The 23,422-nt window shown below is 53.2% G+C and carries 21 protein-coding genes; 18 read left to right on the top strand and 3 right to left on the bottom strand.

The annotated features are described in order from the left end of the window. Position 1 precedes the first annotated feature (1 nt). The 3 genes from F1728_RS01910 to gap all read right to left on the bottom strand — a co-directional run bounded on the left by F1728_RS01910 (position 2) and on the right by gap (position 2,695). Positions 2-676, bottom strand: a complete 675-nt coding sequence (locus F1728_RS01910; RefSeq protein WP_145040289.1) for a histidine phosphatase family protein — start codon at positions 674-676, stop codon at positions 2-4. A gap of 15 nt (positions 677-691) precedes the next feature. Next, positions 692-1,396, bottom strand: a complete 705-nt coding sequence (gene rpe, locus F1728_RS01905) for a ribulose-phosphate 3-epimerase (RefSeq protein ID WP_155362664.1) — start codon at positions 1,394-1,396, stop codon at positions 692-694. A gap of 276 nt (positions 1,397-1,672) precedes the next feature. Beyond that, positions 1,673-2,695: a type I glyceraldehyde-3-phosphate dehydrogenase gene (gene gap / locus F1728_RS01900; protein ID WP_155362663.1), complete on the bottom strand. Its 1,023-nt coding sequence runs from the start codon at positions 2,693-2,695 to the stop codon at positions 1,673-1,675. 520 nt (positions 2,696-3,215) lie between these two features. On the opposite strand from gap, the gene F1728_RS01895 reads away from it, so the two are divergent. The 18 genes from F1728_RS01895 (at position 3,216) to F1728_RS01810 (ending at position 23,403) form a co-directional block, all read left to right on the top strand. Further along, entirely contained in the window at positions 3,216-5,885 is a 2,670-nt protein-coding gene (locus F1728_RS01895; RefSeq protein ID WP_155362662.1) for a hybrid sensor histidine kinase/response regulator, read from the top strand. Then, the gene (locus F1728_RS01890; protein ID WP_145040298.1) at positions 5,882-6,352 is read left to right on the top strand and encodes a chemotaxis protein CheW; all 471 of its coding nucleotides are present in this window, start codon (positions 5,882-5,884) and stop codon (positions 6,350-6,352) included. The genes F1728_RS01895 and F1728_RS01890 overlap by 4 nt, the downstream gene beginning before the upstream one ends. Positions 6,353-6,404: 52 nt before the next feature. Further along, complete coding sequence (locus F1728_RS01885) at positions 6,405-8,942, top strand: methyl-accepting chemotaxis protein (RefSeq protein ID WP_155362661.1); 2,538 nt, start codon at positions 6,405-6,407, stop codon at positions 8,940-8,942. Positions 8,943-9,257: 315 nt separating this feature from the next. Further along, on the top strand, positions 9,258-9,626 hold the full coding sequence (locus tag F1728_RS01880; protein WP_145040302.1) for a response regulator: 369 nt from the start codon (positions 9,258-9,260) through the stop codon (positions 9,624-9,626). After that, complete coding sequence (locus F1728_RS01875; RefSeq protein ID WP_155362660.1) at positions 9,623-10,669, top strand: protein-glutamate methylesterase/protein-glutamine glutaminase; 1,047 nt, start codon at positions 9,623-9,625, stop codon at positions 10,667-10,669. The genes F1728_RS01880 and F1728_RS01875 overlap by 4 nt, the downstream gene beginning before the upstream one ends. Positions 10,670-10,683: 14 nt before the next feature. Continuing rightward, positions 10,684-11,526, top strand: coding sequence for a CheR family methyltransferase (locus F1728_RS01870; RefSeq protein ID WP_228030464.1), 843 nt, complete (start codon positions 10,684-10,686; stop codon positions 11,524-11,526). Between the two features lie 227 nt (positions 11,527-11,753). Then, a complete protein-coding gene (locus tag F1728_RS01865; protein ID WP_194242640.1) occupies positions 11,754-13,067 on the top strand; it encodes a putative sugar nucleotidyl transferase in 1,314 nt (437 codons plus the stop codon). 452 nt (positions 13,068-13,519) lie between these two features. Further along, positions 13,520-13,738: a hypothetical protein gene (locus F1728_RS01860; RefSeq protein ID WP_145440348.1), complete on the top strand. Its 219-nt coding sequence runs from the start codon at positions 13,520-13,522 to the stop codon at positions 13,736-13,738. Positions 13,739-13,906: 168 nt separating this feature from the next. Continuing rightward, the gene (locus tag F1728_RS01855) at positions 13,907-14,179 is read left to right on the top strand and encodes a ribosomal protein L7/L12 (RefSeq protein ID WP_228030463.1); all 273 of its coding nucleotides are present in this window, start codon (positions 13,907-13,909) and stop codon (positions 14,177-14,179) included. 374 nt (positions 14,180-14,553) lie between these two features. Next, complete coding sequence (locus F1728_RS01850) at positions 14,554-15,534, top strand: DUF1559 family PulG-like putative transporter (protein ID WP_155362656.1); 981 nt, start codon at positions 14,554-14,556, stop codon at positions 15,532-15,534. 45 nt (positions 15,535-15,579) lie between these two features. Further along, entirely contained in the window at positions 15,580-16,044 is a 465-nt protein-coding gene (locus tag F1728_RS01845) for a hypothetical protein (RefSeq protein ID WP_155362655.1), read from the top strand. A 327-nt stretch (positions 16,045-16,371) separates the two neighbouring features. Beyond that, complete coding sequence (locus tag F1728_RS01840) at positions 16,372-17,646, top strand: hypothetical protein (RefSeq protein WP_155362654.1); 1,275 nt, start codon at positions 16,372-16,374, stop codon at positions 17,644-17,646. A 56-nt stretch (positions 17,647-17,702) separates the two neighbouring features. After that, positions 17,703-18,983 (top strand): ABC transporter permease, encoded by a 1,281-nt coding sequence (locus F1728_RS01835; RefSeq protein ID WP_155362653.1) that lies wholly within the window; start codon positions 17,703-17,705, stop codon positions 18,981-18,983. A 10-nt stretch (positions 18,984-18,993) separates the two neighbouring features. Then, positions 18,994-19,683, top strand: a complete 690-nt coding sequence (locus tag F1728_RS01830; protein ID WP_155362652.1) for an ABC transporter ATP-binding protein — start codon at positions 18,994-18,996, stop codon at positions 19,681-19,683. 37 nt (positions 19,684-19,720) lie between these two features. Further along, on the top strand, positions 19,721-21,373 hold the full coding sequence (gene modA / locus F1728_RS01825; RefSeq protein ID WP_155362651.1) for a molybdate ABC transporter substrate-binding protein: 1,653 nt from the start codon (positions 19,721-19,723) through the stop codon (positions 21,371-21,373). Further along, on the top strand, positions 21,370-22,323 hold the full coding sequence (locus tag F1728_RS01820; RefSeq protein WP_155362650.1) for an ABC transporter permease: 954 nt from the start codon (positions 21,370-21,372) through the stop codon (positions 22,321-22,323). Before modA ends, F1728_RS01820 begins: the two co-directional genes overlap by 4 nt. A gap of 83 nt (positions 22,324-22,406) precedes the next feature. Then, positions 22,407-23,123, top strand: coding sequence for an ATP-binding cassette domain-containing protein (locus F1728_RS01815; protein WP_155362649.1), 717 nt, complete (start codon positions 22,407-22,409; stop codon positions 23,121-23,123). A gap of 1 nt (position 23,124) precedes the next feature. Further along, positions 23,125-23,403 (top strand): MoaD/ThiS family protein, encoded by a 279-nt coding sequence (locus F1728_RS01810; RefSeq protein ID WP_145040329.1) that lies wholly within the window; start codon positions 23,125-23,127, stop codon positions 23,401-23,403. The last annotated feature ends 19 nt before the right edge of the window (positions 23,404-23,422 follow it).

The following is a 23,422-nucleotide window of genomic DNA, read 5'->3' as shown; positions in this document are numbered from 1 at the left end:
ATTACTTAGCCTCCTCGTAGCGCCATTTTTCTGTATGGCAGCTTTGACCCTGTTGGGAATCCCTCTTTTCTGATTGATCGTCAAAATTTACCTGTTTTGAATCACTTTTTTTAGGGGGTGACTCAAGAATTTCCAACATTTCATTGTGACAGAAGCGTCCGGCGTGCTCAAAACAAATTTTTTCTTTCTGTTCGTTCCGCAGGAGGCTGGAAATGATCGTCGCCAGTGGTTCTGAAGCCACAATGGCAAAGTTCTGTTTCTTCTTCAGGTATTTCTGTAATGTTTTCTGAACCCGGTTGACCGCTTCCGAGGCGAGTTCCCCTTCAGGCGGGCAGACTGTTTCGGGAGATTCGGCCCATTGTTTGAGCAATTTGGGGTACTTCCGACGGACTTCTTCGTACTCCAGGCCTTGCCAGAGTCCCTGGTTCAGGTTCTTCAGGCCTTCCTTTTCCTTGACCGGAACTCCCAGGTTTTCGCCCAGCTGTTCGGCTGTTGACAGGGCGGGCTCTGATGAAGAAGTGATGATGGTTTCGATCCCTGCCTGTTCCAACTGGGGAATCAGATTTCGAACCTGCTCTTCCCCTTTCGCGTTCAGCGGAAGATCCAGGGTACCTTGAATTCGCTCATCTTTATCAAAGTCAGTACAACCAGGACGTATGAGTACCACAGTTGGCATGTTTTTGAATCTCTTTTATGTTAAGGAAGCTGTCCGGCTTCTGGCTATCTGGGCCAGATCGCTGACAGCAGTTGCGTAATCGGGCTCATTAAAAATGGCGCTTCCGACCACAAAATAATTGGCACCGGCCTGAGCTGCTGCGCCGATGGTATCTGGATCAATGCCTCCATCCACGGAGAGAATCGTTTCCGGAGAGATCATTGATTTCAATTGTCTGATTCGTTCGGGGCTGGTTTCGATGAAGGACTGCCCCCCAAAGCCAGGTTCCACGCTCATCACCAGCACCAGTCCGCAGGCATCCAGATACGGTTCGATCCGTTCCAGCGGTGTCTGGGGGCTGATCGCCAGACCGGGTAAGACCCCTGCCTCCTGGAGGCGATCCAGCAGACCCTGTGGTTCCGGCAATGCTTCGATATGGACGGTAATCGAATCGCAGCCAGCCTTGATGTAGTCATCAACATACTTTTCGGGATTGCTGATCATCAGGTGGGCGTCGAAAAACGACTTGGTCAATGGTCTGACCCGCTCAATGAGCATGGCTCCGTAGGAGAGGTTAGGGACAAAATGCCCATCCATGACATCCCAGTGGAGTACGGGCGCCTGAGCGGCATCCAGCAGCTCGACCTCACGGTGGAGGTTGCCGAAGTCACACTTCAGCATCGAGGGAGCAATTACCGGTGCATCTGATAACAGTTTGTGTTTGGTATTCGAGTCAATCATAGAATTCAGGAATAATATACAACTCAAAGCCAAAAGCAAGAGCTCTGAATCGTTCGCATCAAGAGTTTGATTTCTTGCGAGTTTTATGAATGGGATTACTGCTTTTATTATAAGCGGACTATTTTGACGATCTCAGTGATCATAGTCTAGTGGAAAGTAGAAATACCTGTTCTTGCGTGTAGTTGAGTCACTCTGGAAAAACAGCCGAGATGAAAACCATCTCGGCTGTTTTCGTAGTTCCGTCTCTAAGTCATATTCTATAAGGTTAGACGATGATTAGAGTTGCGCCAGACGGGCGATCATGTCGGCCGTCCGGTTTGAGTAACCGTATTCGTTGTCGTACCAGCTCAGAACTTTGATCATGTTGCCGCCGATCTGGGTGGTCCAGCTGGCGTCAAAGATGGAGCTGTGAGTGTTGCCGATGATGTCACTGGAGACGATCGGATCGGTGTTGTATTCCAGAATGCCCTTCAGAGGGCCTTCAGCGGCTGCTTTCATGGCAGCGTTGACATCGTCAGCTGAGGCGTCTTTGCTGAGGGTTACTACCAGGTCGGTAATTGAACCAGCGGGAACCGGAACACGCAGGCTGAGGCCGGTCAGTTTGCCGTTCAGGTCGGGCAGAACCAGACCGACGGCTTTGGCAGCACCGGTAGTGGTCGGAATGATGTTCACAGCGGCAGCACGGGCCCGCAGCGGGTCGGAGTGCAACTGGTCAGAAACACGCTGGTCGTTGGTGTAAGCGTGCACTGTGGTCATCAGACCGTGCTCAATACCGAAGTTTTCGTGAATGACTTTGGCCATGGGAGCCAGGCAGTTGGTGGTACAGCTGGCGTTGGAAACACAGTTGTGCTCTGAAGTCAGCTGATCATCGTTAACGCCGAAGACAACGGTCATGTCCGGAGTGTCTTTGGCAGGAGCGGAAATCACAACTTTACGAGCACCAGCGGTGATGTGGCTGTCGTAACCGGGGTTACCGTCTGCTTCACGTTTGGTGAAGAAACCGGTGGATTCCAGAGCCACTTCGACTCCGAGTTCTTTCCAGGGCAGATTGCGAGGATCGCGTTCTGCACAGACCCGTACGGTTTTACCGTTGACGATCAGGTTGCTGCCTTCTGCTTCGACAGTTCCGGGGAAACGACCCTGAACACTGTCGTACTTCAACAGCCATGCCAGTTTCTGAGGATCACCCAGGTCGTTGATGGCAACCACTTCGAATTCGTCGGGACGGGCAGCCAGTGCTCTGAATGTGATACGACCAATGCGTCCAAAACCGTTAATACCTACCTTTACAGCAGCCACAGGACTCACTCCTTACATCTGAATGAAATTTATATCTATCTGTTGACGGCAGATCCGCTGGAAGACAATTCCTCGGGGATCTCGATGCGCGTACTTTGTAACTCGTTTTCGGGGCTGATTGTAATAGTCTATGCACGGCCACACAACCGAACGCAGCAACTCGTTTGAGTTCTTAATTATTCAACAATGTTAAGTATTTGTGTGTGTACTCAGTGACTGGTGAATGTCCCAGGAGATTGTGGGCGAATTTACTGGACAGATACTGTTCGCGGGCGCTGGCTTGAAACAAATTTCGACAAGTATTCCCCTCCCTGCGCGAAGTCTGGATCACACGACCTCAAGGGGCTCCAGCAAAAATGACGATAGTGCTTGAGAGGAGAATACTTACATCTAGAGGGAATATATCGACAGATCATGCATCGGGGAACGTTGATAAGACCCTGACTGTAAGTAACTTAGCTCCTCCCGCCAGGTCTCAAATTTACTATATAATATGTTCCCTAATCACCAGGACGGGCTGATGGACGATATTCTGCAGGAGTTTTTGGCAGAAAGCTGGGAAAACTTAGGTCAACTCGACTCTGAAATCGTTGAGTTGGAAAAGGATCCTCAGAATGCTGAGCTGATCGCCAGCATCTTTCGGACGATTCATACGATTAAGGGAACCTGTGGTTTTCTGGGACTGACGAATCTGGGAGCGGTCGCGCATTCAGCTGAAAATGTGCTGGGTAAGATGCGCGAGCGGATGATGGAAGTTTCTCCCGGAGCGATTTCTCTGGTGCTGGAAGCCGTCGACAGTATTAAAGAGCTGTTGCAGGGGCTGGAAGCGACTGGAGAAGAGCCCAAGACCGATCATTCAACTCTGACCGGCATGCTGGATGACCTGGCAAATCTGGCTACGGCCCCCGTAGCAGAACCTGCCGCTGCCCCGGAAACAGTGGCCACTACAGAGCCGGCAGAGATCAGTGCTCCTGCAGTAGTTGCGGCACCCTCCCCTGCAGAATCAGCAACCATCGAATCTCAACCAGTGGCTGAAGCTCCCGCGCAAGAGGTCAGAGCACCAGAACCGACACCAGCTTCTCCCGAAGTCGTGGCGGATGCTGCCGATGATGGGGCTAAATCATCTAAGGTCAGCGTTGCCGATCTTTCGATTCGCGTGAATGTGAACGTTGTCGACAGTCTGATGAACCTGGTCGGGGAACTGGTGCTGACACGAAATCAGCTGCTGCAGCTGGCACGGGGAGATGAGGAATCGAAGTATGCAGCGCCGATCACCCATTTGAACCGGGTGACAACCGATTTGCAGGAAGGGGTGATGAAGACCCGAATGCAGCCTATCGGAAATGCCTGGAATAAGCTGCCCCGCCTGGTGCGTGACCTGTCTCAGGTGACACATAAACATATCGAACTGGTAATGACCGGTGCGGAAACCGAACTCGACCGCACGGTGCTGGATGCCATCAAAGACCCATTGACGCATATGGTCCGCAACTCGGCTGACCATGGCATTGAAGCTCCCGAGATCCGTAAGGCCAACGGAAAGCCGGAATCGGGGACCATTCATCTGAATGCCTATCACGAAGGCGGTCATGTGATTATTGAGATTCAGGACGACGGAGCCGGCATCAGCCGTGAACGGGTTCTGAAAAAGGCAATTTCACAGGGGCTGATCAACGAAGCCGATGCCGACACAATGACGGACAGCCACGTCTTCTCCATGATTTTCCAGCCTGGCTTTTCGACGGCAGAACAGGTCAGTTCCATTTCCGGTCGCGGCGTGGGTATGGATGTAGTACGGACCCAGATTGAAAAAATCGGCGGGACCGTCGACCTGAATTCGAAGATGGGCAAAGGTACGACTGTCCGGATCAAGATTCCGTTGACGCTCGCGATTGTCTCGGCCCTGGTACTCGAGAGTGGCGGTCAGCCATTCGCGATTCCTCAGTTGGGTGTTGTCGAACTGGTACGTCTCTCCGCTGAAGACCGTACGAAAATTGAAACAATTCATGACAAGAAAGTCTTCCGTCTGCGGGATCGACTGCTGCCGCTGGTCCATCTGAATGAAGTTCTGCAACTGGAAGAAGTGGCACTTGAAGATGATGACGATTTGCACGATACAAACATCGTGGTTGTCCAGGTTGGCGAAGACCAGTTCGGGCTGATTGTATCGCGGATCTTCGACACGGAAGAGATCGTGGTCAAACCGGTGGGACGCCTGCTGAAAAACATTGGCCTGTATCAGGGGACAACGATCCTTGGTGACGGGCGGGTTGTGATGATTCTCGATGTCGGGGGAATCTTCAACCAGTGCGGTGGCAGTTCTTCGCACTCCCAGGCAGTGGCTGAAGAAAATAACTCTGGTGCCGGACGGGAAACGATCAGCATGCTGCTGTTCGGTATCGGCGACAATGAAACCATGGCCGTCCCGCTTTCGCTGGTCGCCCGACTGGAAGAATTCCCGCTGGACAGCATTGAACTGAATGGCGGCCGGAAAGTTGTCCAATATCGAGACAACCTGCTGCCGTTACTTTCGGTGGAAGGTGCCGGGTATGGTGGTGGAGAATCCATAGATCCTCAGCCTGTGGTCGTGTTCTCGGAGAACAGCCGATCGATGGGCCTGATGGTCAGCGAGATTAAAGACATCATCGATGAGCAGCTCGTGATCCGCATGCAGTCTGATCGGCCGGGTGTACTGGGGACGGCAATCATCGGTAAGAATGCGATCGATGTGATTGATACTCAATATTATGTGATGCGTTCCACCCCCAACTGGTTTGCCAAAGTGGAAGATAAGAAATCCTTCCGGGTGCTGGTGGTTGATGATTCGATGTTCTTCCGTCAGCTGGTCGCGACTGCTTTGGAGACCGCAGGCTACTCTGTGGCAACCTGTGACAGCTGCGTGGCAGCGGTAGAGATTCTGGAACGCAATGCGAATTTCCAGGCGATTGTTACCGATCTCGATCTGCCGATGATGGATGGCTTCGAATTCTGCGAATGGGTGAAAGAACAGTCGAACACGCAGGAGACCTGCGTGCTGGCCATGACCTCTTCCAACAGCAGTGCAGATCAGGCGCGGGCCACCGAGGCCGGCTTTGATCAGTTCCTGGTCAAATTCAATTCTCACGAACTCATTTCCTGTCTGGATGAGCACTTTGCCCGGACGAAACATAGTGCAGGAGTCAATGCATGAGCCTTACAGCGACTGATTCAACCAGCGGCATGGAGTCGCAGTTAGATTATTCGAGTCAGTATGTCTCGTTCCGCGTGGATGGTCAGCTGCTGGGAATTCCTGTGAATATGGTGCAGGAAGTCCTGACGGAGCAGGTGATTTCGCCGACTCCCCTGGCCCGCCCGGAAATTAAAGGGTTGCTCAACCTGCGGGGACAGATTGTGACGGCGGTCAGCCTGCGGAAACGACTGGGACTGCCTGACCTGGACAACGAAGAATCAATGAATGTCGTGACGCGGCTGGGAGGCGAGTCTTTCAGTCTGCTGGTCGACGAAGTGGGAGACGTGATCAACGTTTCCGGACGTTCGATGGAACCGGTACCCCGGACTTTGGATCCACACTGGCGCTCGGTCACGATTGGAGTGTTTCAGCTGGACGAGGGACTGTTCGTCATCCTGGATGTCGAAACGATCCTGAATTTTGACTGAGTTTCGTTCTGTTTTCGGCGCATTTTAAAAGGGCCAAATCGTGGATTTAAATGTGACTGCACTTCGAGAATCGTTCGAGCTGGTGGCACCCCGGGCCGACCAGCTGGCAGAACGGTTCTATGAGAAGTTATTCGAAGATTATCCCGATCTTCTGCGCTATTTTACGCATACCGACTTTTCCGAGCAGCGGGGCAAACTGATTCAGGCACTGGTGCTGGTGATGAAGTCACTGGAAAATCCCACTGCTCTGACCCGGGTCCTGCATCAACTGGGAAAAGAACATGACGAAATGGGTGTCCAGGAAGACGATTACCCACCTGTCACACAAACGCTGTTGAGTGTGCTGGCTGAGTTTGCCGGCGAACACTGGAGTGATGAACTGGAAGACGCCTGGGATCAGGCACTGACAGCGGTAGCAAACCTGATGATTGAAGGAGCCAAAGACTCAAGTCGCGCAAAGCAACTTCAATCAACGGCTGCCGGGGGCTCAATGGGAGCCGACTTTGAAGCGGAAGCGTCTGACGTGGACCCTGACCTGACTTCAGAGACTTTAAACCAAACACAAACCGAACAGTCTATTCGATCTGAAGAGCAGATCAACCATCCTAAGGAGAAGAGTGAAATGTCGATTGATTCAGTACAGAATACGGGACAGAGCGCGGCTACTGAACGGTCGCAGAATCTTGATCAGTTTTACGGCATTGTGGAATTCAGTCCACAGGCCACCCTGTTTGTCAGTGCTCAAGGCGAGTTGACCTACATCAACCGCAAGGGACAGGAACTGCTGAATCAATTCAGCGGCGAACTGGGACTGACAGCACAACAGGTTGTCGGTGGCAGCATCAATCAGCTGGCTGCCCGCATTCCTGAACTGCAGACCGCAATTACCGGTCTGGTGGGAGAGAAAACGATCACCGCTCCTGTGGGACAACGTTACCTGGAAATCAGTCTCTCTGCTGCCAGTGGTGAGTCTGGTGCGGGCGTTGGAACTGTCATGACCTGGAAGGACGTCACCGAGACTATCCAGCAGGAAGAAGAGAACTGCGACCTGTCCGGTCAGCTGGGCGCAATCAGCGATGCCCAGGCTGTGATTGAATTCAAGATGGATGGCACGATCATCAAGGCCAACGACAATTTCTGTAAAACTGTCGGTTACACACTTGAAGAAATTCAGGGTAAACATCACCGGATGTTCGTAGACAGCGAGTTTCAGAACAGTCCTGAATATCAGGAATTCTGGGAAAAACTGAATGCCGGGATTAACCAGGTTGCTGAGTACAAGCGCATCGGTAAAGGTGGAAAAGAGATCTGGATTTCCGCCTCTTATAATCCCATCAAAAACAAGAGTGGGAAACTGGTGAAGGTCGTCAAATATGCGTCCGATATCACCGAGAAGAAGCTGGCCGAAGCCGAGATGGTGCGTGTGCAGAACATGATGGACAACATTCCGATCAATGTGCTGCTGGCGAACCGCGATTTCGAACTGGTCTACATGAACCCTGCTTCTTACAAACAGTTGAAAGCCATCGAGCATCTGCTGCCCAAGCCCGTTGATCAGCTGGTTGGTCAGAGCATCGACATTTTCCATAAGAATCCGGAGATGCAGCGGCGGATGCTGGCTGATCCGTCCAACATGCCTCACCGGGCAAAAATCAAGGTGGGCGACGAAACTCTGGACCTGCTGGCAACAGCAATCACCGACAAGGAAGGCAATTACATCGGCCCGATGGTCAGCTGGTCTCTGATTACTGATCAGGTCAAGCTGGCTGATGATTTCGAAAGCGAAATTCAGGGCATCGTAAGTGTAGTTACCTCGTCTGCTACAGAAATGCAGGCCAGCTCGAAGAGCCTGTCTGACATGGCTGATGAAACGGCTCGTCAGTCGCAGGTTGTGGCTGCGGCCAGTGAAGAGGCAACCCGCAACGTGGAGACCGTCTCTTCAGCTGCTGAAGAGTTGAGTGCTTCGATCAGCGAGATTGCCCGTCACGTGCAGGAACAGTCGCACATGACATCGCAGGCTGTGGGTGAAGCAGATCGTACGAATGAGACCATCAAAGAACTGGGTGATGCCAGCAGTGAAATTGGTCAGGTCGTGAAAGTGATTACTTCGATTGCTCAGCAGACTAACCTGCTGGCACTGAATGCGACCATAGAAGCTGCCCGGGCCGGTGAAGCTGGTAAAGGGTTTGCTGTGGTAGCGAACGAAGTGAAAGAACTGGCTCGCCAGACTGCTCGTGCTACGGAAGAAATCAGCGAGAAGATTTCTGCGATCCAGGGATCGACGAACATTGCGGTTTCGGCCATCGGTTCGATTGGGGAAAGCATTCGTAAGATCAACGAAATTTCCACAACAATTGCGAGTGCCGTTGAAGAACAGACCGCTGCTACGAATGAGATTTCCCGTAACGTCGCGGAAGCGGCTCGCGGAACTGCCGAAGTGACCAACAACATTTCGGGTGTTTCCCAGGCAGCCAGCGAGAGTGGTACGGCAGCAAACGACATGCTGGCCGCTGCTCAGGGGCTGACTCAGGAATCGGTCAAACTGGACGACGCTGCTGCCAACTTCCTGAAGCGGATGCGTTCCATCTAAGCAGGTCGGCCCTGACGGGCAGACACTGCAGGTCAATCAAATCAACCGTCAGTCTGAGCTCATGTATATTTACAAATGCCAGATCTGACGGTTTTTTTGTTTTAACAACGAGACTGAGGTTCAGGCAAAACACTCAAAGCTGCTGAAATTTAAGGATTTTGGACTTTGCTGGACTCCGGTACAAAATCGTGTCCTAGACTTCGAATGAGAAAAGAAACGACCGCCTGTCCGCGGGGTGCGATTGTAACAGATTCACCAGTTTTGCGGGTCGGCATTTGATTAAACGATAACTTACATACTGGGAGACCGGTGATAATGAAAACGGTATTACTTGTAGACGATTCCCGTGCAGTGCGACTGGTTGGTCGCCGCATGATGGGGGCGTTTGGCCTGGAAGTTCTGGAAGCGGAAGATGGTAAGCAGGCTCTGGAAGTCGCGCGTGCGAATCCGGAACTGGATGCGATTTTACTGGACTGGAACATGCCGATCATGGATGGGATGGAGTTTCTGACCGCACTGCGTGCGGAAGATCGTCAGAAGCAGCCCATCGTTGTGATGTGCACTACGGAAAATGATATGCCCCGTATCGTACAGGCCATGCAGGCTGGTGCCAACGAGTACATCATGAAGCCGTTCACTGAAGACATCATTCGAGACAAATTTGAAGAGACAGGTGTTTTGTGAGCCATCCGGTAATCAAAGTACTTCTGGTTGATGACTCGGCTGTGATTCGTGGATTAATGACGCAGGCAATTAATCTCGATGATCAGATCAGTGTTGTCGGTTCCGCAATGCACGGTCAGGCTGCGTTAACCTGGTTAAATGCACACCAGGCGGATGTCGTTGTGCTCGATGTGGAAATGCCGGTGATGGATGGGATCAGCTGTCTGAAGCAGCTGAGACAAAGCCATCCTGACCTGCCGGTGATCATGGCCAGTTCTCTGACCCGTGCCGGAGCAGAAATTACTCTGCAGGCGCTGGATCTGGGGGCCGCCGGATGTGTTGCCAAACCGGTCGCGTCGAATGCGGCTGAGGCAATCGCCCAGATGGCTCACGATCTATTGCCTTTAATCAAGGCACTGGTTCGAAACAGGCAGACCGACTCTCAGAGTCTGACCCAACTGCAGGTGCGTACGACCGCGTCTCCTGTAAAAACTCCCATGGTACTGGTCATCGGATCCAGCACGGGAGGGCCCAATGCTTTAAAAACAGTATTGTCCGCCCTGCCCGAGAAGTTTTCGCTGCCGATTCTGATTGCCCAGCATATGCCACCCTTGTTTACACGAACACTGGCGGAACATATCCAGCGGGATACCGGTCGACCGACTTCAGAAGCGGTTGATGGTGCTTTGATTGAAAGAGGTCATATCTACATCGCGCCAGGTGATTATCACATGGTGGTCGACAAGCAGAATGATCGCATGGTAATTCGACTGAATCAGGAAGCGCCCGAGCATTTCTGCCGTCCCTCAGTCAATCCGTTATACAACTCCGCAGCGAACTGGTATGGCAGTTCTGTGCTGGCGGTGATGTTGACCGGGATGGGAGATGACGGTATCGAGGGAGCCCGATCGATCAGTGAACGTCAAGGTTATATTATCGCACAAGATGAACAAAGCAGTGTTGTCTGGGGAATGCCTGGCGCTATCGCCAAGGCAGGACTGGCCAACCAGGTGCTGCCACTCAGAAATATTGCCTCTGAACTGGCGCGACTTTGTTCTTTATAGAAAGTGGTGTTCCCGTGTCTCCAGAAGATTATAATTTCATAACCAGCTTTTTGCTGGACACAACAGGTCTGTCTCTCGGCGAGAACAAAGAGTACTTGCTGGAAGCCCGCCTGATTCCGCTGGCCCAGTCACATGGTATGAACGGGGTCGAAGATCTCGTGCTGGCACTCAAATCGAGTATCGATCCCAGTCTCAAAAAAGACGTGATGGAAGCGATGACGACAAATGAGTCTTCGTTCTTCCGTGACAGACGTCCTTTTGACGAACTCAAGAATACAATTTTACCGAACCTGATTGCCGAACGGAAAACAACCCAGCGGCTGCGGATCTGGTGTTCCGCCTGCTCTCACGGGCAGGAGCCTTACAGCATCGTGATGCTGATCCGAGAACACTTCCCGGAACTGGCTAACTGGAATATTCAGATCGTCTCGACCGACCTCTGCAGCAAAGCACTGGATCGTGCCCGGGGTGGGATTTATTCCCAGTTTGAGGTTCAGCGTGGTTTGCCTGTGCAGCTGCTGATGAAGCACTTTGATCAGTGCGAACAGGGCTGGCAGATCAAACCGGAACTGGGAGCCGGGATTCAGTGGAAGCACCTGAACCTGCTGGAAGATTTTCAGCACCTGGGCATGTTCGACATTGTCTTCTGCCGTAACGTCCTGATTTACTTCAAGCCAGAGACGAAGAAAGACATTCTCGACCGCATCAGCCGACAGATGTCGTCTGCCGGCGTGTTACTGCTGGGAGCAGCGGAAACAGTGCTGGGAATTTCAGATAATTACACCAAGCTGCCCGAATGTCAGTCGGCCATTTATCGTCTGTCAAACTCGAGCCCGCTTTCAGCTGGAGTTCGCTGAATCCGCCAGGCAGGAAGCCTGTCCGGTAAGATGTAAATATTAAGAAAGTTAATATTCTTTTCGGATCCTTCCCTGTCCGTGAAGATCAATTCTCTCTCGTAGTAAATTGCCTTTTCTCCCCCGTGCATATCTGTTATTAATGCACGGGGTGAGAGGTCAATCTGGAGTTAATAATTGATGTTTCACACCTGCTTTTCAGCTGATTTCGCACAGGGAAGTGCCCGATAATGCGGCTTGCCATTTTTGAAGATCATTCTGCTCTGCAATTCTCACCGGTCTCGCTTATGCGACCGGTGTTTGAACTGCTGTGTGGTACCTGTTCGCTCCGCGAGCGACTGCTGCGTACCCTGCCCGTTGCGGAATGGGGCGTTCTGATCCGTCCGGTGCTCTCAGAAGTCTATGCAGAAGCGCATGCGGATGCCCGCATCAATGATGCACTCTGGTTAAGCGAAGCACCCACCCTGCTGATTAATGGCCGCTGGCTGCCCTCTAATGAGGATCTGAAACAGCTTGCCAGTGCCTCTACCGAGACAGTCGGGATGCAGGGCGACTGTGTAGCCTACCTGCTGCTGGATCCCGAAGAGTCAGTGCTGCTGACGACCGAAGCCTGGGATGACGCAATTAACCGGATCGCCGCAACCCGTAAACCAGTGGCGGTACAGGGAACGGAACTCCGCTATCCCTGGGATCTGGTGAATCAGAATCGTCAGCAGTTGCTGGAAGATTTCGCATATGTGTCAGATAGCTTTGCCTCGGGTGGTGATACCCGCAGCCTGACGATCGTTGGTTCTCCGGATCTGGTCCGGATTGCTGAGTCGGCTGAGATCGATCCCTTTGTCGTCTTTGACACGCGCCAGGGACCAATTGTTGTCGAAGCTGAGGCCCAGATTCAGGCCTTCACCCGGATCGAGGGACCTGCCTACATCGGTCGGGGAACCCGTCTGTTCCGCGCGAATTTCAAAGCGGGAACCAGTGCCGGCCCGTTCTGCCGACTGGGAGGCGAAATTGAAGAGTCGATCATTCACGGCTATGCGAACAAGTACCATGACGGGTTTCTGGGGCACTCTTATATTTGTCCCTGGGTGAACCTGGGAGCACAGACCAGCAACAGTGATCTCAAAAACGATTACTCCAATGTCAAGGTTCCCATCTCGGGCTATCCCGTTGATACCGGGGCCGTGAAGGTGGGATGTTTTATCGGCGACCACACCAAAACCGGGCTCAACAGCCTGTTCAATACCGGCACCTCGGTGGGCGTCATGTCGATGGTCCTGCCCACGGGAGAACTGCTGCCGAAGCACATTCCCTCATTTTCCCGGTTCTGGCTGGGCCGGATCGACGGTCAGATCGATCTGAACGGCATGCTGCAGCTGGCAGAGACTTCGATGCAGCGGCGGGGAATGAGCCTGACTTCTGCCCAGCAGAAACTGCTGAAACAGCTGCTGGATGAGAGTGTCGACGAGCGCGAAACCGCGATTCAGTGGTGGGACCAGAAGCTGGCTTCCCGCGGTCCCCAGCCTTCCCTGCCTGCAGAACACTGATTTTCAGATTAAAGTGACGGCCTGCTGTCACAGTCAGACAATCCAGCGAACTTGTACGGCGTTCGTGTTGTCTTAACAGTGTGTCAGTCACCGGCGTCAGAGAGGTGCTGGGACTTGAGCGAAATCCGGGTGAATTCCGCTATTTCGTAAGACTTATCATCTTGATGTAAGAATGTCGCAAAAACGAGGACACTCGTTAGAGCGGCCCGACAGGCGTTGTCATTCTTACCAGTCCACTGGTGAACTCAAGAGTCTGGCTTTGCAGGCATTTACGTTCACATCCAGACGCAAATCTGTTTTTTGACAGGTTTGGTACAGTCCTTGCGATTCTTCCAATTATCAGGCTTATCCGCAGGAGATCAGCCCGGCAGTGACTGATGAGCCAGTCATCGCTGAGAAAGCAAACGAGACAACCAAAAAGTGATATAAAAATGAAACAGGAGAAGAAGGTCATGTCAGAACAGGTCATGGAAGAGTTGTGGAACGGTTTATCCCCCGCAACCAACAGTATGGAACTGGCGAATGCAGTCATCGATCGTTTGCAGGAGCTGAATATCGATCTGCAGGACGTTTCATTGGCCGAGATGAAAAACCTGCTGGCGAAAGCCTGCACTTATCAGGCGGAGCGACAGATGCGGAATCCCCGCCTGTCCGATTGCCTCGTTTCCTAGATCGGGGTTGTGGGAGAGGGGCGCGATCCGGTTGACGATTCCAGCAGAAATTACTTGAACCAGTCGCATTTCCGATGCTAAAACGGAAATGCGTGGGAACAGCTTAAGCGAGCCTGTTGTTTTCCATGTGAAGACAACAGGCTCGCTTTTTTAATGAAAGGCACCTCAATGGACGACACTTCCGCAGACAATTCTCAATCCAACACCGGTGACGCTGACCAGACCAAAGCCATGGAGCAGATTGTCGAATCGCTCCGCCAGGGGAATAAAATCGAGGCCATTAAGGAGTACCGGGAACTGACTGGTTCCGGGCTCAAAGAATCGAAGGAAGCTATTGAAGCTCTGATTCAGAAATATGAGATCCCGATGAAGTCGGGCTGTGCCTCTCTCCTGTTGATCGGGCTTTCCTCGACGCTGCTGCTGGTTTTCGTCTGCTGGTAACCTGATCGGGGGCTATGCGAAACGCTCAATTCCCCGGCATCGCTCTCTTGAAATCCTGGTAACCGCGTCTGTCTGGGCAGGCGAATTTGCTCCCCCTGGAAGAGATTAACAAGGGGGTAATTTCTTTTTTTATAAAACTCCTAAACAAATCTCGATTCTTCTTGAGCACCTGCCTGTCGCATGTATACTCGATTATATAAGAACATTAAGTTGCTCTAACTACTCTCTTACGATCTTTTATGATCTTTCACTTCTATTCGATAAAGCCTTCCGGATGACCATTCCATCTTTCTCCCGGGAATATCGGATTGGATGGCTCTGACCGGATCTTAATAATTCATGATTTCTTATCGTTTTTTTATTAGGAGTGCGTCATGTCTTTCAGTCCTCTTCAACGGAGACGCGGATTTACATTAATTGAACTACTGGTCGTGATCGCCATCATTGCGATTCTGATCGCCCTGCTCCTGCCTGCCGTCCAGCAGGCCCGCGAAGCAGCCCGTCGTGCCAGCTGTAAAAACAAGCTCAGGCAGGTCGCCTTAGCCCTGCACAACTATCACGATGCTCACAGTGTCTTTCCCCCCGGCGGAATCACCTATGGCTGGTGTACCCTGGGAACTCCTGATCCCGGACGTACGACCCACAACAAAAACGGACTCTGTCTGTTGTTGCCTTACCTGGATCAGGCTCCGCTGTATAACCGACTCAACCTGGATACTGCCAACAGCGCGCAGAATACCGGGTACTGTTGCAGCTATGGTGGAGCATCCAGTCCCCTGGCAGGAAACCCGGCGGACAATGCCGATGAGATGGCCGTGCTGCTCGATGTCTTTCTCTGCCCCTCCGATTCCGGGTCGACACACCTTGGAACGGGGGCCCCTTATGGGACCTCTGTTGCGCCCGGGCCGGCCAAAACCAACTATGAACTGAGTGCCGATCAGACGATCTCCTGTAACTACTGGTCGGCACAGGCGCCTACTGCCCGCAAGATGTTCGGCGAGAACAGCCGGTGCCGGATTCGCGATGTCAAAGATGGAACCTCGAACACGCTGATGGTCTGTGAGACGACGCGAACGGTTGCCAACGGCGAACCTCCGGCCTGGGGGATGCGTGGCTGGGTGACTACAGGCGGGGACATCGATCCCGGAATCAACGTCTGGGATATCCCGACCGGCTGGACGCGACCCGATACCGGAAACCTCAACAGCTGGGGTCAGGTGGGAAGTCTGCATACCGGCGGGGCTCACTTTGGTCTCGGCGACGGATCGGTCCGCTTCATTTCGGAAAACACAGACCTCACTCTGCTGAGACGACTGGGGACCATTTCAGACGGTTTTGTTGTCGAAATTCCTTAGTTCCGAGTTACAACCTGAGTTTAACATTCTTGCGTGAGGTACTTCATGAGACTTATTCCAGGGAAGCGCACGGCTCTGGGAGCCATGTTGCTGATGTGCAGTTTCTGTATCGGCTGCGGTAGTAAACCTGAGGGGCCGGAACTCGGTCCCGTCACCGGGGTGGTTCTGCTCAATGAAGAACCACTGGAAAATGCAGACCTGTTCTTTATGCCTATTGAAAGCACCCCCGGCGTGGGGGGCCAGGGGCGATCCAAAGAGGGAGGCAAATTCGAGGTGGTTTATTATCGAGGCGGTGAAGGTTTACCGGCGGGCACTTATCGCGTGGCCGTCAGTTATCGTCTGATGCCCGATGGTACACCCGTACCGGAAGGAGACGAGACCCCTCCGATTGAATCCCCGGCCACAGAGTCGTTGCCCGCGAAATACTCAAGCAAAGACAATTCGGAGCTGCAGGTGAAAGTCGAACCGGGGCAGCCGATCGAACTGAAACTGACTGGCAAGAAGAAGTAAGCAGTTACGGAGCCCGTTCAGTGGGCTGGACTAAAAATGAGAAGCAGGCAGGTATTCTGAAGATTAGCAGGATGCCTGCCTTTTTTATTCGATATGGAGAGAAACGGAGAAAGTCGAGTTCAACTTAATTTCTCCCGTTTTCAGCCGGGAAACCTGTTCTCAGAAAAGTTTCCTAATGAAATCATCTTTTCTTCACATTTACCACACAATTTGTCATCATATTACGTGCTGGATTGAATTTACGTAATCAGTACTTAAGCTGAATACGGTGAATGATTTCCCGATAGCAACCCGCCCGACCTGACCCCCTCCTCGAAAGGTGATTGCATGAGACGGTTATTAACACCAGTGACTCTGCTAAGCGCCCTGTTAACGACAACTGTCATCTGGGCCTGTTCCGTTCCCGTATTTCGGTACGCGCTGGAACGCTGGCCCGCAGATCAATACAGCGCCGTCGTGTTTCACCGCGGTCCGCTTCAACCGGAACAACAGCGTGTCGTCGACCTGTTTGCCAGGGAGGGGGCTGTCGCCCGGCAGTCCGCGAATGTTGAACTGAAGCTGGTCGACCTGGATGCCGACCCGGCACCACAGGATCTGGAACTCTGGAAACGACAGGAATCCAAGGCACTGCCTCTGCTGGTCATGCGGACTCCCCTGCCCGCTCCGGTACCGGTGGGCTTCTGGTCAGGAGAACTGACGGAAGAAAACGTTTCGCGACTTATCGATTCCCCCTTGCGTCAAAAGATTGCCAAACAGCTGATTAACGGTCAGACCGCGGTCTGGGTCTTTCTGGAATCTGGTGATGCGGAACAGGACAAGGCCGCACTGGAGCAGCTCAAAGCCGAACTGAAGCGGATGGAGAAGACACTCAAACTCCCCGAAATCGAACAGGCTGATATTGAACAGGGACTGGTCAGCGTCGCACCGGACAGCCTCAAGCTCAAATTCAGTGTGGAAACATTGTCTCGCAAAGAGGCTGCAGAAGACTATTTCACCCGCATGCTGATCGCAACCGAAAACGACCTGCATGAGTTCAGAGACGAACCGATGGCACTGCCGGTTTTTGGTCGTGGGCGCGTGCTGTATGCTCTGATCGGCAAAGGCATCAATCCCGGGACCATCGAGCAGGCCTGTCGGGATCTGACGGGGCCCTGCACCTGCCAGGTGAAAGACCAGAATCCGGGGACCGACCTGCTGATGGCAGTCAACTGGGAGAAACTGGTAACACCCACTCCCCAGGAAGAAAAAGAGATTCCCGACCTGACCGGACTGACCAGCTTCTCAAAACAGGGAGCTGATGCAGCACAGGGGCTGTCAATGTCGAAAGAAAAAGAACAGAAATCGGATCAGGCGACACCGAAAACAGAAAGCGTTTCTGCAGAACAGACCGCTCAGGCGGAACCAGCTACCGCCGAAACGCAAGTCCAGACGCAGGAGAGTGATTCCGCTGATGCAGGTACAACCGAGCTTCCTGCTGCGGGAACCACAGAAGCGGCTCAAAGCAGCTCGCTGCTGCGGAATCTTTCGATCCTGGCTGTGCTGGCAATCGTGATCGTGCTGGCTGCGAGCTACATTGTTATGGGACGTAAATCAGAGAGTTGAAATTTCAGATCTGTATCTGAATCCCTCACTCCATCAGGAAATCAAGAGCGGGCATTATGTCAATTTTTCATCTGATTCTTCAGGAAATGCAGCACCGGAAAATGAATTTTCTGCTGGGGCTGCTGTCGGTGATCGTCGCGGTCGGCTGTCTGATTGCCGCCCTGACTCTATTGCAGGCGGACGAAATTCAGACCGCACTGATTCTGCAACAGAAGGAAGATGAGGTGAAGCAGGCAGGAGCCGAACTGAACGATGCGATGCGGAAGATTACCAAGGGGCTCGGATTTAATATTCTGATCCTCCCTGCCGACCAGGACCTGGAAGAGTTTCACCTGACCGGCGTCGTCTCGGGAACGATGCCCGAAGACAATATGCGGAAACTGTCCGAATCTAAAATTGTCACCATCAACCACATGCTGCCGATGGTGGCGAAGAAAGTGACCTGGCCCGAAAAGGAACTGGATATCATTCTCACCGGCACCCGCGGTGAAGTGCCCCAGTTGCATCGGGCTCTGAAGAAACCACTGCAGCAACCCGTGCCTGCAGGGGCAATGGTGCTGGGATACCAGGTGCAGAAGAAAACCGGTCTCAAAGCGGGCGACGAAGTCCAGCTGATGGGCAAAGGTTTCAAGGTCGCCAAAGTTTTCCCCGAACGGGGAAACGCTGATGACAGTACCGTCTGGATCAATCTCAAAGAAGCGCAGCAACTGCTGGGCATGGAAAATCTGCTGAATGCCATTCTGGCGCTGGAATGTAACTGTGCTACTGAAGACCGGGTTGCAGAAATCCGCAAGGACGTGGCTGAGATTCTGCCCGGTACCCAGATTATCGAACGTGGCCCTCCTGCTCTGGCCCGGGCCGAAGCACGCAACACAGCGGCTGCGAACGCGGTCGCTTCACTGGAGCAGGAAAAAGCGAATCGAATTAAACTGATCGAACGGCATGCCAGTTTTGCAGCGATCCTGGTGCCTCTTGTGGTGCTGGGCTGCGGTGCCTGGATTGGTTTCCTTTCTCTGGAAAATGTTCGCCGTCGAGCGACCGAGATCGGAATTCTGCGGGCGATCGGCGTGCGTTCCTCCCAGGTCTTCGGAATCTTCATCATCAAAGCACTGCTGATCGGCCTCGTGGGGGCGTTGATCGGCTATTTTCTGGGCTACTGGATCGGCGTTACCTGGGGTGACCTGCCTGCGGCTGCAGATCCGGCGCAGGTCCTCTTTTCGGGACGCTGGTTACTGTTGAGCCTGGTGTTCGCCCCCCTGCTGTCCAGTCTCTCCAGCTGGATCCCTGCCCTGCTGGCGGCCCGCCAGGATCCTGCCACCATTCTCCAGGAAGGATGATTACATCACGATGTTACTTGAACTGGAACAACTGTCGAAATCATTCAAGTCCGGTCCGGGCCGTGTCCAGGCAGTGGACGGTGTGAGCCTGACCGTCGATGCGACTGAGTTCGTCGCGATTCAGGGACCCAGCGGCTGTGGTAAGTCGACGCTCCTGCTGATGGCGGGGGGACTGCTCAGCCCCGATTCCGGTCAGGTACTGGTCGAAGGGACTAACCCGTATCGTCTTTCGAGTGATCAACGAGCCCGTTTTCGTTCACAGCATCTGGGCTTTGTATTTCAGCAGTTCCACCTTGTGCCTTACTTGAATGTGCTGGACAACGTCTTAACGCCGGCCCTGGCATCAAATCGGAGTCAGGCCCGGGAGCGCGCCCGTGCATTGATTGAACAATTTGGCCTGGAACAGCGTCTGCATCATACCCCGGCCCAGTTGAGTACCGGGGAAAAGCAGCGGGTCGCTCTGGCCCGCGCCCTGTTTCATCAGCCGAAAATTCTGCTGGCAGATGAGCCGACAGGCAACCTGGACAGCGAGAACTCCACGATCGTATTGAACGCACTCAGTCAGTTTGCCGCCGATGGTGGTTGCGTACTGATGGTCTCGCACGATGACCAGGCAGTACAGTCGGCGCAACGCGTGCTGGGGATCAGGGATGGTCGCCTCGTTACTCCTCAAGAATCAGAATCGTTAGTCAACTCCTGAGAATCAATTTTGCTCAGTCAGTATACAGGACAAGAGAATGAAACATCCCGCTCCTCAGCCCCGAATTCAGGTCTGCTCTCAAACAGGCCGCAGCGGAAAAGTGTCAGGCCTGGTGATCGCCGGCGGCTCGGTCGTCTTTCTGGTCATCATGCTGGTCCTGCTGGTTTATACGCCGCCTAAAGATACTCCTTCATCGTCTACAGCAAAGACAGACTCATCCAGTTCACAGACAGACGAATCCGAAAGTGGTGACTCTGCTGCTGATCCGGAAGAAGAGAATGCCCTGGTGATGTACTGTGCCGCGGGGATCAAACCGCCGGTCGCTGCGATGGCAGCACAATTTGCAGAAGAAGAATTTGGCATGCCGGTTCACCTGCAGTACGGCGGGTCTGGTACCCTCCTCAGTAATCTGCAGGTGGCGAAAAAAGGAGACCTCTACCTGGCAGCCGATACCAGCTACATCGAGATTGCCCGTGAAAAAGGGCTGGTCGATGAAGCTGTGAGCGTGGCCCGGATGCATCCGGTGATCATGGTGCAGAAAGGGAATCCTAAGGGTATCAAGTCGATCGATGACCTGCTCAAAGAGAATGTCACCGTGGCCCTGGCGAACCCCGATGCCGCTTCGATTGGGAAATTGACCAAAAAGATCCTTACGCAACACGGTAAATGGGAACCCCTTTCCAAGTCAGCCCGGGTGTTCAAACCGACGGTGTCAGAAATTGCCACTGATGTGCTGCTGGGGGCCGTTGATGCCGCGATTGTCTGGGATGCGACCGTAAATCAGCATCCGGAAAAAGCAGACCTGGTGGATATTCCCGAGTTCACCGAAGCGATGAAGAATGTAACCGTGGGCGTGTTGACCTCTACGGAAAAGCCCCGGGAAGCGCTGATGTTTGCCCGCTATCTGCAGGCGCCTGAAAAGGGTCAGAAAGCGTTTGCGGAGCTGGGTTACGAGACGGTTAAAGGCGATAAATGGGATCCGCATCCGACCATTCTGCTGTTCAGCGGCGGTGTGAACCGGCTGGCGATTCAGGATACGCTCAAAGAGTTCGAAGAGCGCGAAGGGGTGACAATCAATACGGTCTTTAATGGCTGTGGCATCCTGGTGGGGCAGATCAACAGCGGTCAACGTCCCGATGCATACTTCGCCTGTGATACTTCTTACATGGTGCAGGTGCAGCCCAAGTTCAGCATCCCCCTGACTGTTGCGGAAACTGATATGGTTGTAATTGTCGAAAAAGGAAACCCGAAGCAGATCAAGTCCATCTTTGATCTGGTTGGTAAAGATGTTCGCGTCGGCCTGGCGCACCACGAGCAGAGTGCCCTGGGCGCATTGACGAAAAAGCTGCTGATTTCCCTGAAAAAGGATGATCAAAATCTGTATGACCTCGTACAGCCCAATGTGAAAACCAATACGCCGACCGCAGATCTGCTGGTCAATCAGCTGCGTACCGGCTCGCTTGATGCTGCGATTGTCTACCGGGCGAATCTGCCTTACGTCAAAGACAAGGTCGACATCATTGAAATCAAAGAGGGAGATCCCCTGGCTGAACAGCCGATTGCAATTCTGAAAACGACCGATTATCCGAATCTGATGCAGCGTCTGGTGGATAAACTGACTTCCAATCCTTCGCGCGGCATTTTCGAATCGATCGGCTTCCGCTGGCGGATTACACCGGAGTCACTATGAGTGCGTCGAATTCTGAAGAAGCTCCTCGCACATGGAAGTCGCGTTCTGATCTCCCCTTTTATGCCGTGTTTGTGGCCGTCAGTGCCGTTTACATTCTGTTGATCGTGGCGATGCTGGCCGCGGAGACGACGTATACGACTCCCGGTCATATTATGCGGTCGTTTCAGAAGCCGGAAATCCGCTATGCGATCTGGTTGAGCCTGGTTTCCTGTGCAATTACGACCGTGCTTTCGCTCTGGGTCTCGGTACCCATCGGCTACCTGATGTCGCGGCATCAGTTTCCGGGGAAGACCCTGATTGACGCGATTCTGGATATTCCGATCGTGCTCCCACCTCTGGTTATTGGGCTTTGTCTGTTGATTCTGTTTCAGATCCAGTTACCTGAGTTTGAATGGCTGAATGAAATGGTGGCGGCGAAGTCTGGCATTGTGTACGACAAGGCGGCTGCAGCGGCCGTCGCGGGCCAGACACAGTCACTGGATGAGTTGATCCGCAAGATCACGAAAGTGCTGTTTGGGCGGGCCATCGGGGTGACGTACGAAATTCCGAGTATCATTCTTGCACAGTTCATGGTGGCGTGTGCCTTTGCCGTCCGTACGATGCGGGTCACTTTCGACCAGATTGGTCCTCGCTATGAACAGGTAGCGTTGACCCTGGGATGCAACCGGGGGCAGGCTTTCTGGCGGGTCGTCTTTCCGCAGGCTTATCGGGGTTTGCTGGCTGCAGCGACCCTGGCGTGGGCCCGCTCGCTGGGAGAATTTGGCCCGATTCTGATCTTCTCGGGGGCGACCCGGATGAAAACCGAGGTGCTGCCGACAACCGTGTTTCTGGAACTGACCGTGGGGAATATCGAGGGGGCCGTAGCCGCTTCACTGATTATGGTCGTTTCCGCCCTGATCGTGCTGGTGATTGCCCGCATGTTTGGTCTGACACGCTCGGCGGCGATATAAATATAAAATATGGCGGTAGACTGCACCGCGACTGGAAAAACGATCTGAAAACCGGCGGCACTGGTCGCCCGATAAGTTGAAATATGATTTCGGTAAAAAACCTTTGTGTACAAGTGGGTGACTTCCGGCTGAACGACGTCAGCTTTGAAATTCCTCAGGGGCATTACGCCGTGCTGATGGGGAAAACGGGGAGCGGGAAGACGACCATTCTGGAGACGATCTGCGGCCTGAAGAAGGTCGAGTCCGGTGAAGTCATCCTGAATGGTAAAGACATGACTCATGCCAAACCGGCTGAGCGTGAGATCGGGTATGTACCTCAGGAAGGTGTGCTGTTCCATACGATGACGGTTAAAGATAATCTGGCATTCGCTTTGGAAATCCGGAAGTGGAAGCAACGTGAGATTGACGAACGTGTCGATGAACTGGCGAACCTGCTGGGGATCACCGGACTGTTGAACCGGACACCTCACGGTTTAAGCGGTGGAGAGATACAACGGGTGGCGCTGGGACGCGCGCTTGCGGCCCGCCCCGCGATTCTGTGTCTGGATGAACCCTTGAGTGCACTGGATGAAGATACGCGCGGGGAAATCTGTGATCTGTTGATCAATGTTCAGCACGTGACCGGTGTGACGGCGTTGCATATCACTCATAATATCTCCGAATCAGATCGGCTGGGGGATGTGAAATTGACGATCAACAATGGTAAGCTGAGTATGCTGCCCGGCGGAAATCCGAAGAAAACCGTCACCAGCCCGACCACGGAACCTTCTGAAACTACAGCTGACACGAGAGCTCACTAACATGAAAATTGCGGTCGAATATACAGCCCAGGTCAAAAAAGCGGCTGGCGTTGGAAGAGAAGAATTCGAAGTCCCCGCAGGCACGACGCTGCAGGAGCTGGTCAAAACCGTGGCTGAGTCACGGGCCGATTCATTGAAGCCACTGCTGTTCCCTGCCGGCGAGGCCCTGCATCCTTCCATGCTGTTGTTTGTATCCAATGAACAGGTGCTGTGGGATGAACCGCTGACGCTCGAACCGCATCACAGCGTTACGATCCTTTCCCCGATCTCTGGAGGATGATATCCTCGTCTTTTTAACT

Origin of the sequence: Gimesia benthica (assembly GCF_009720525.1) — a bacterium.
GTDB classification, from domain to species: Bacteria; Planctomycetota; Planctomycetia; order Planctomycetales; family Planctomycetaceae; genus Gimesia; species Gimesia benthica.
The sequence above is the reverse complement of the archived record's forward strand: the minus strand, read 5'-3'. Positions and strand labels throughout refer to the sequence as shown.

Bases quoted from the DNA above. Each gene is read 5' to 3' on its own strand.
- modA (WP_155362651.1), top strand. From the start codon at position 19,721: ATGAAACATCCCGCTCCTCAGCCCCGAATTCAGGTCTGCTCTCAAACA.
- F1728_RS01865 (WP_194242640.1), top strand. From the start codon at position 11,754: ATGCGGCTTGCCATTTTTGAAGATCATTCTGCTCTGCAATTCTCACCG.
- rpe (WP_155362664.1), bottom strand. From the start codon at position 1,396: ATGATTGACTCGAATACCAAACACAAACTGTTATCAGATGCACCGGTA.
- F1728_RS01810 (WP_145040329.1), top strand. From the start codon at position 23,125: ATGAAAATTGCGGTCGAATATACAGCCCAGGTCAAAAAAGCGGCTGGC.
- F1728_RS01860 (WP_145440348.1), top strand. From the start codon at position 13,520: ATGTCAGAACAGGTCATGGAAGAGTTGTGGAACGGTTTATCCCCCGCA.
- F1728_RS01850 (WP_155362656.1), top strand. From the start codon at position 14,554: ATGTCTTTCAGTCCTCTTCAACGGAGACGCGGATTTACATTAATTGAA.
- F1728_RS01820 (WP_155362650.1), top strand. From the start codon at position 21,370: ATGAGTGCGTCGAATTCTGAAGAAGCTCCTCGCACATGGAAGTCGCGT.
- F1728_RS01845 (WP_155362655.1), top strand. From the start codon at position 15,580: ATGAGACTTATTCCAGGGAAGCGCACGGCTCTGGGAGCCATGTTGCTG.
- F1728_RS01910 (WP_145040289.1), bottom strand. From the start codon at position 676: ATGCCAACTGTGGTACTCATACGTCCTGGTTGTACTGACTTTGATAAA.
- F1728_RS01815 (WP_155362649.1), top strand. From the start codon at position 22,407: ATGATTTCGGTAAAAAACCTTTGTGTACAAGTGGGTGACTTCCGGCTG.
- F1728_RS01835 (WP_155362653.1), top strand. From the start codon at position 17,703: ATGTCAATTTTTCATCTGATTCTTCAGGAAATGCAGCACCGGAAAATG.
- F1728_RS01830 (WP_155362652.1), top strand. From the start codon at position 18,994: ATGTTACTTGAACTGGAACAACTGTCGAAATCATTCAAGTCCGGTCCG.
- F1728_RS01890 (WP_145040298.1), top strand. From the start codon at position 5,882: ATGAGCCTTACAGCGACTGATTCAACCAGCGGCATGGAGTCGCAGTTA.
- F1728_RS01840 (WP_155362654.1), top strand. From the start codon at position 16,372: ATGAGACGGTTATTAACACCAGTGACTCTGCTAAGCGCCCTGTTAACG.
- F1728_RS01880 (WP_145040302.1), top strand. From the start codon at position 9,258: ATGAAAACGGTATTACTTGTAGACGATTCCCGTGCAGTGCGACTGGTT.
- F1728_RS01895 (WP_155362662.1), top strand. From the start codon at position 3,216: ATGGACGATATTCTGCAGGAGTTTTTGGCAGAAAGCTGGGAAAACTTA.
- F1728_RS01855 (WP_228030463.1), top strand. From the start codon at position 13,907: ATGGACGACACTTCCGCAGACAATTCTCAATCCAACACCGGTGACGCT.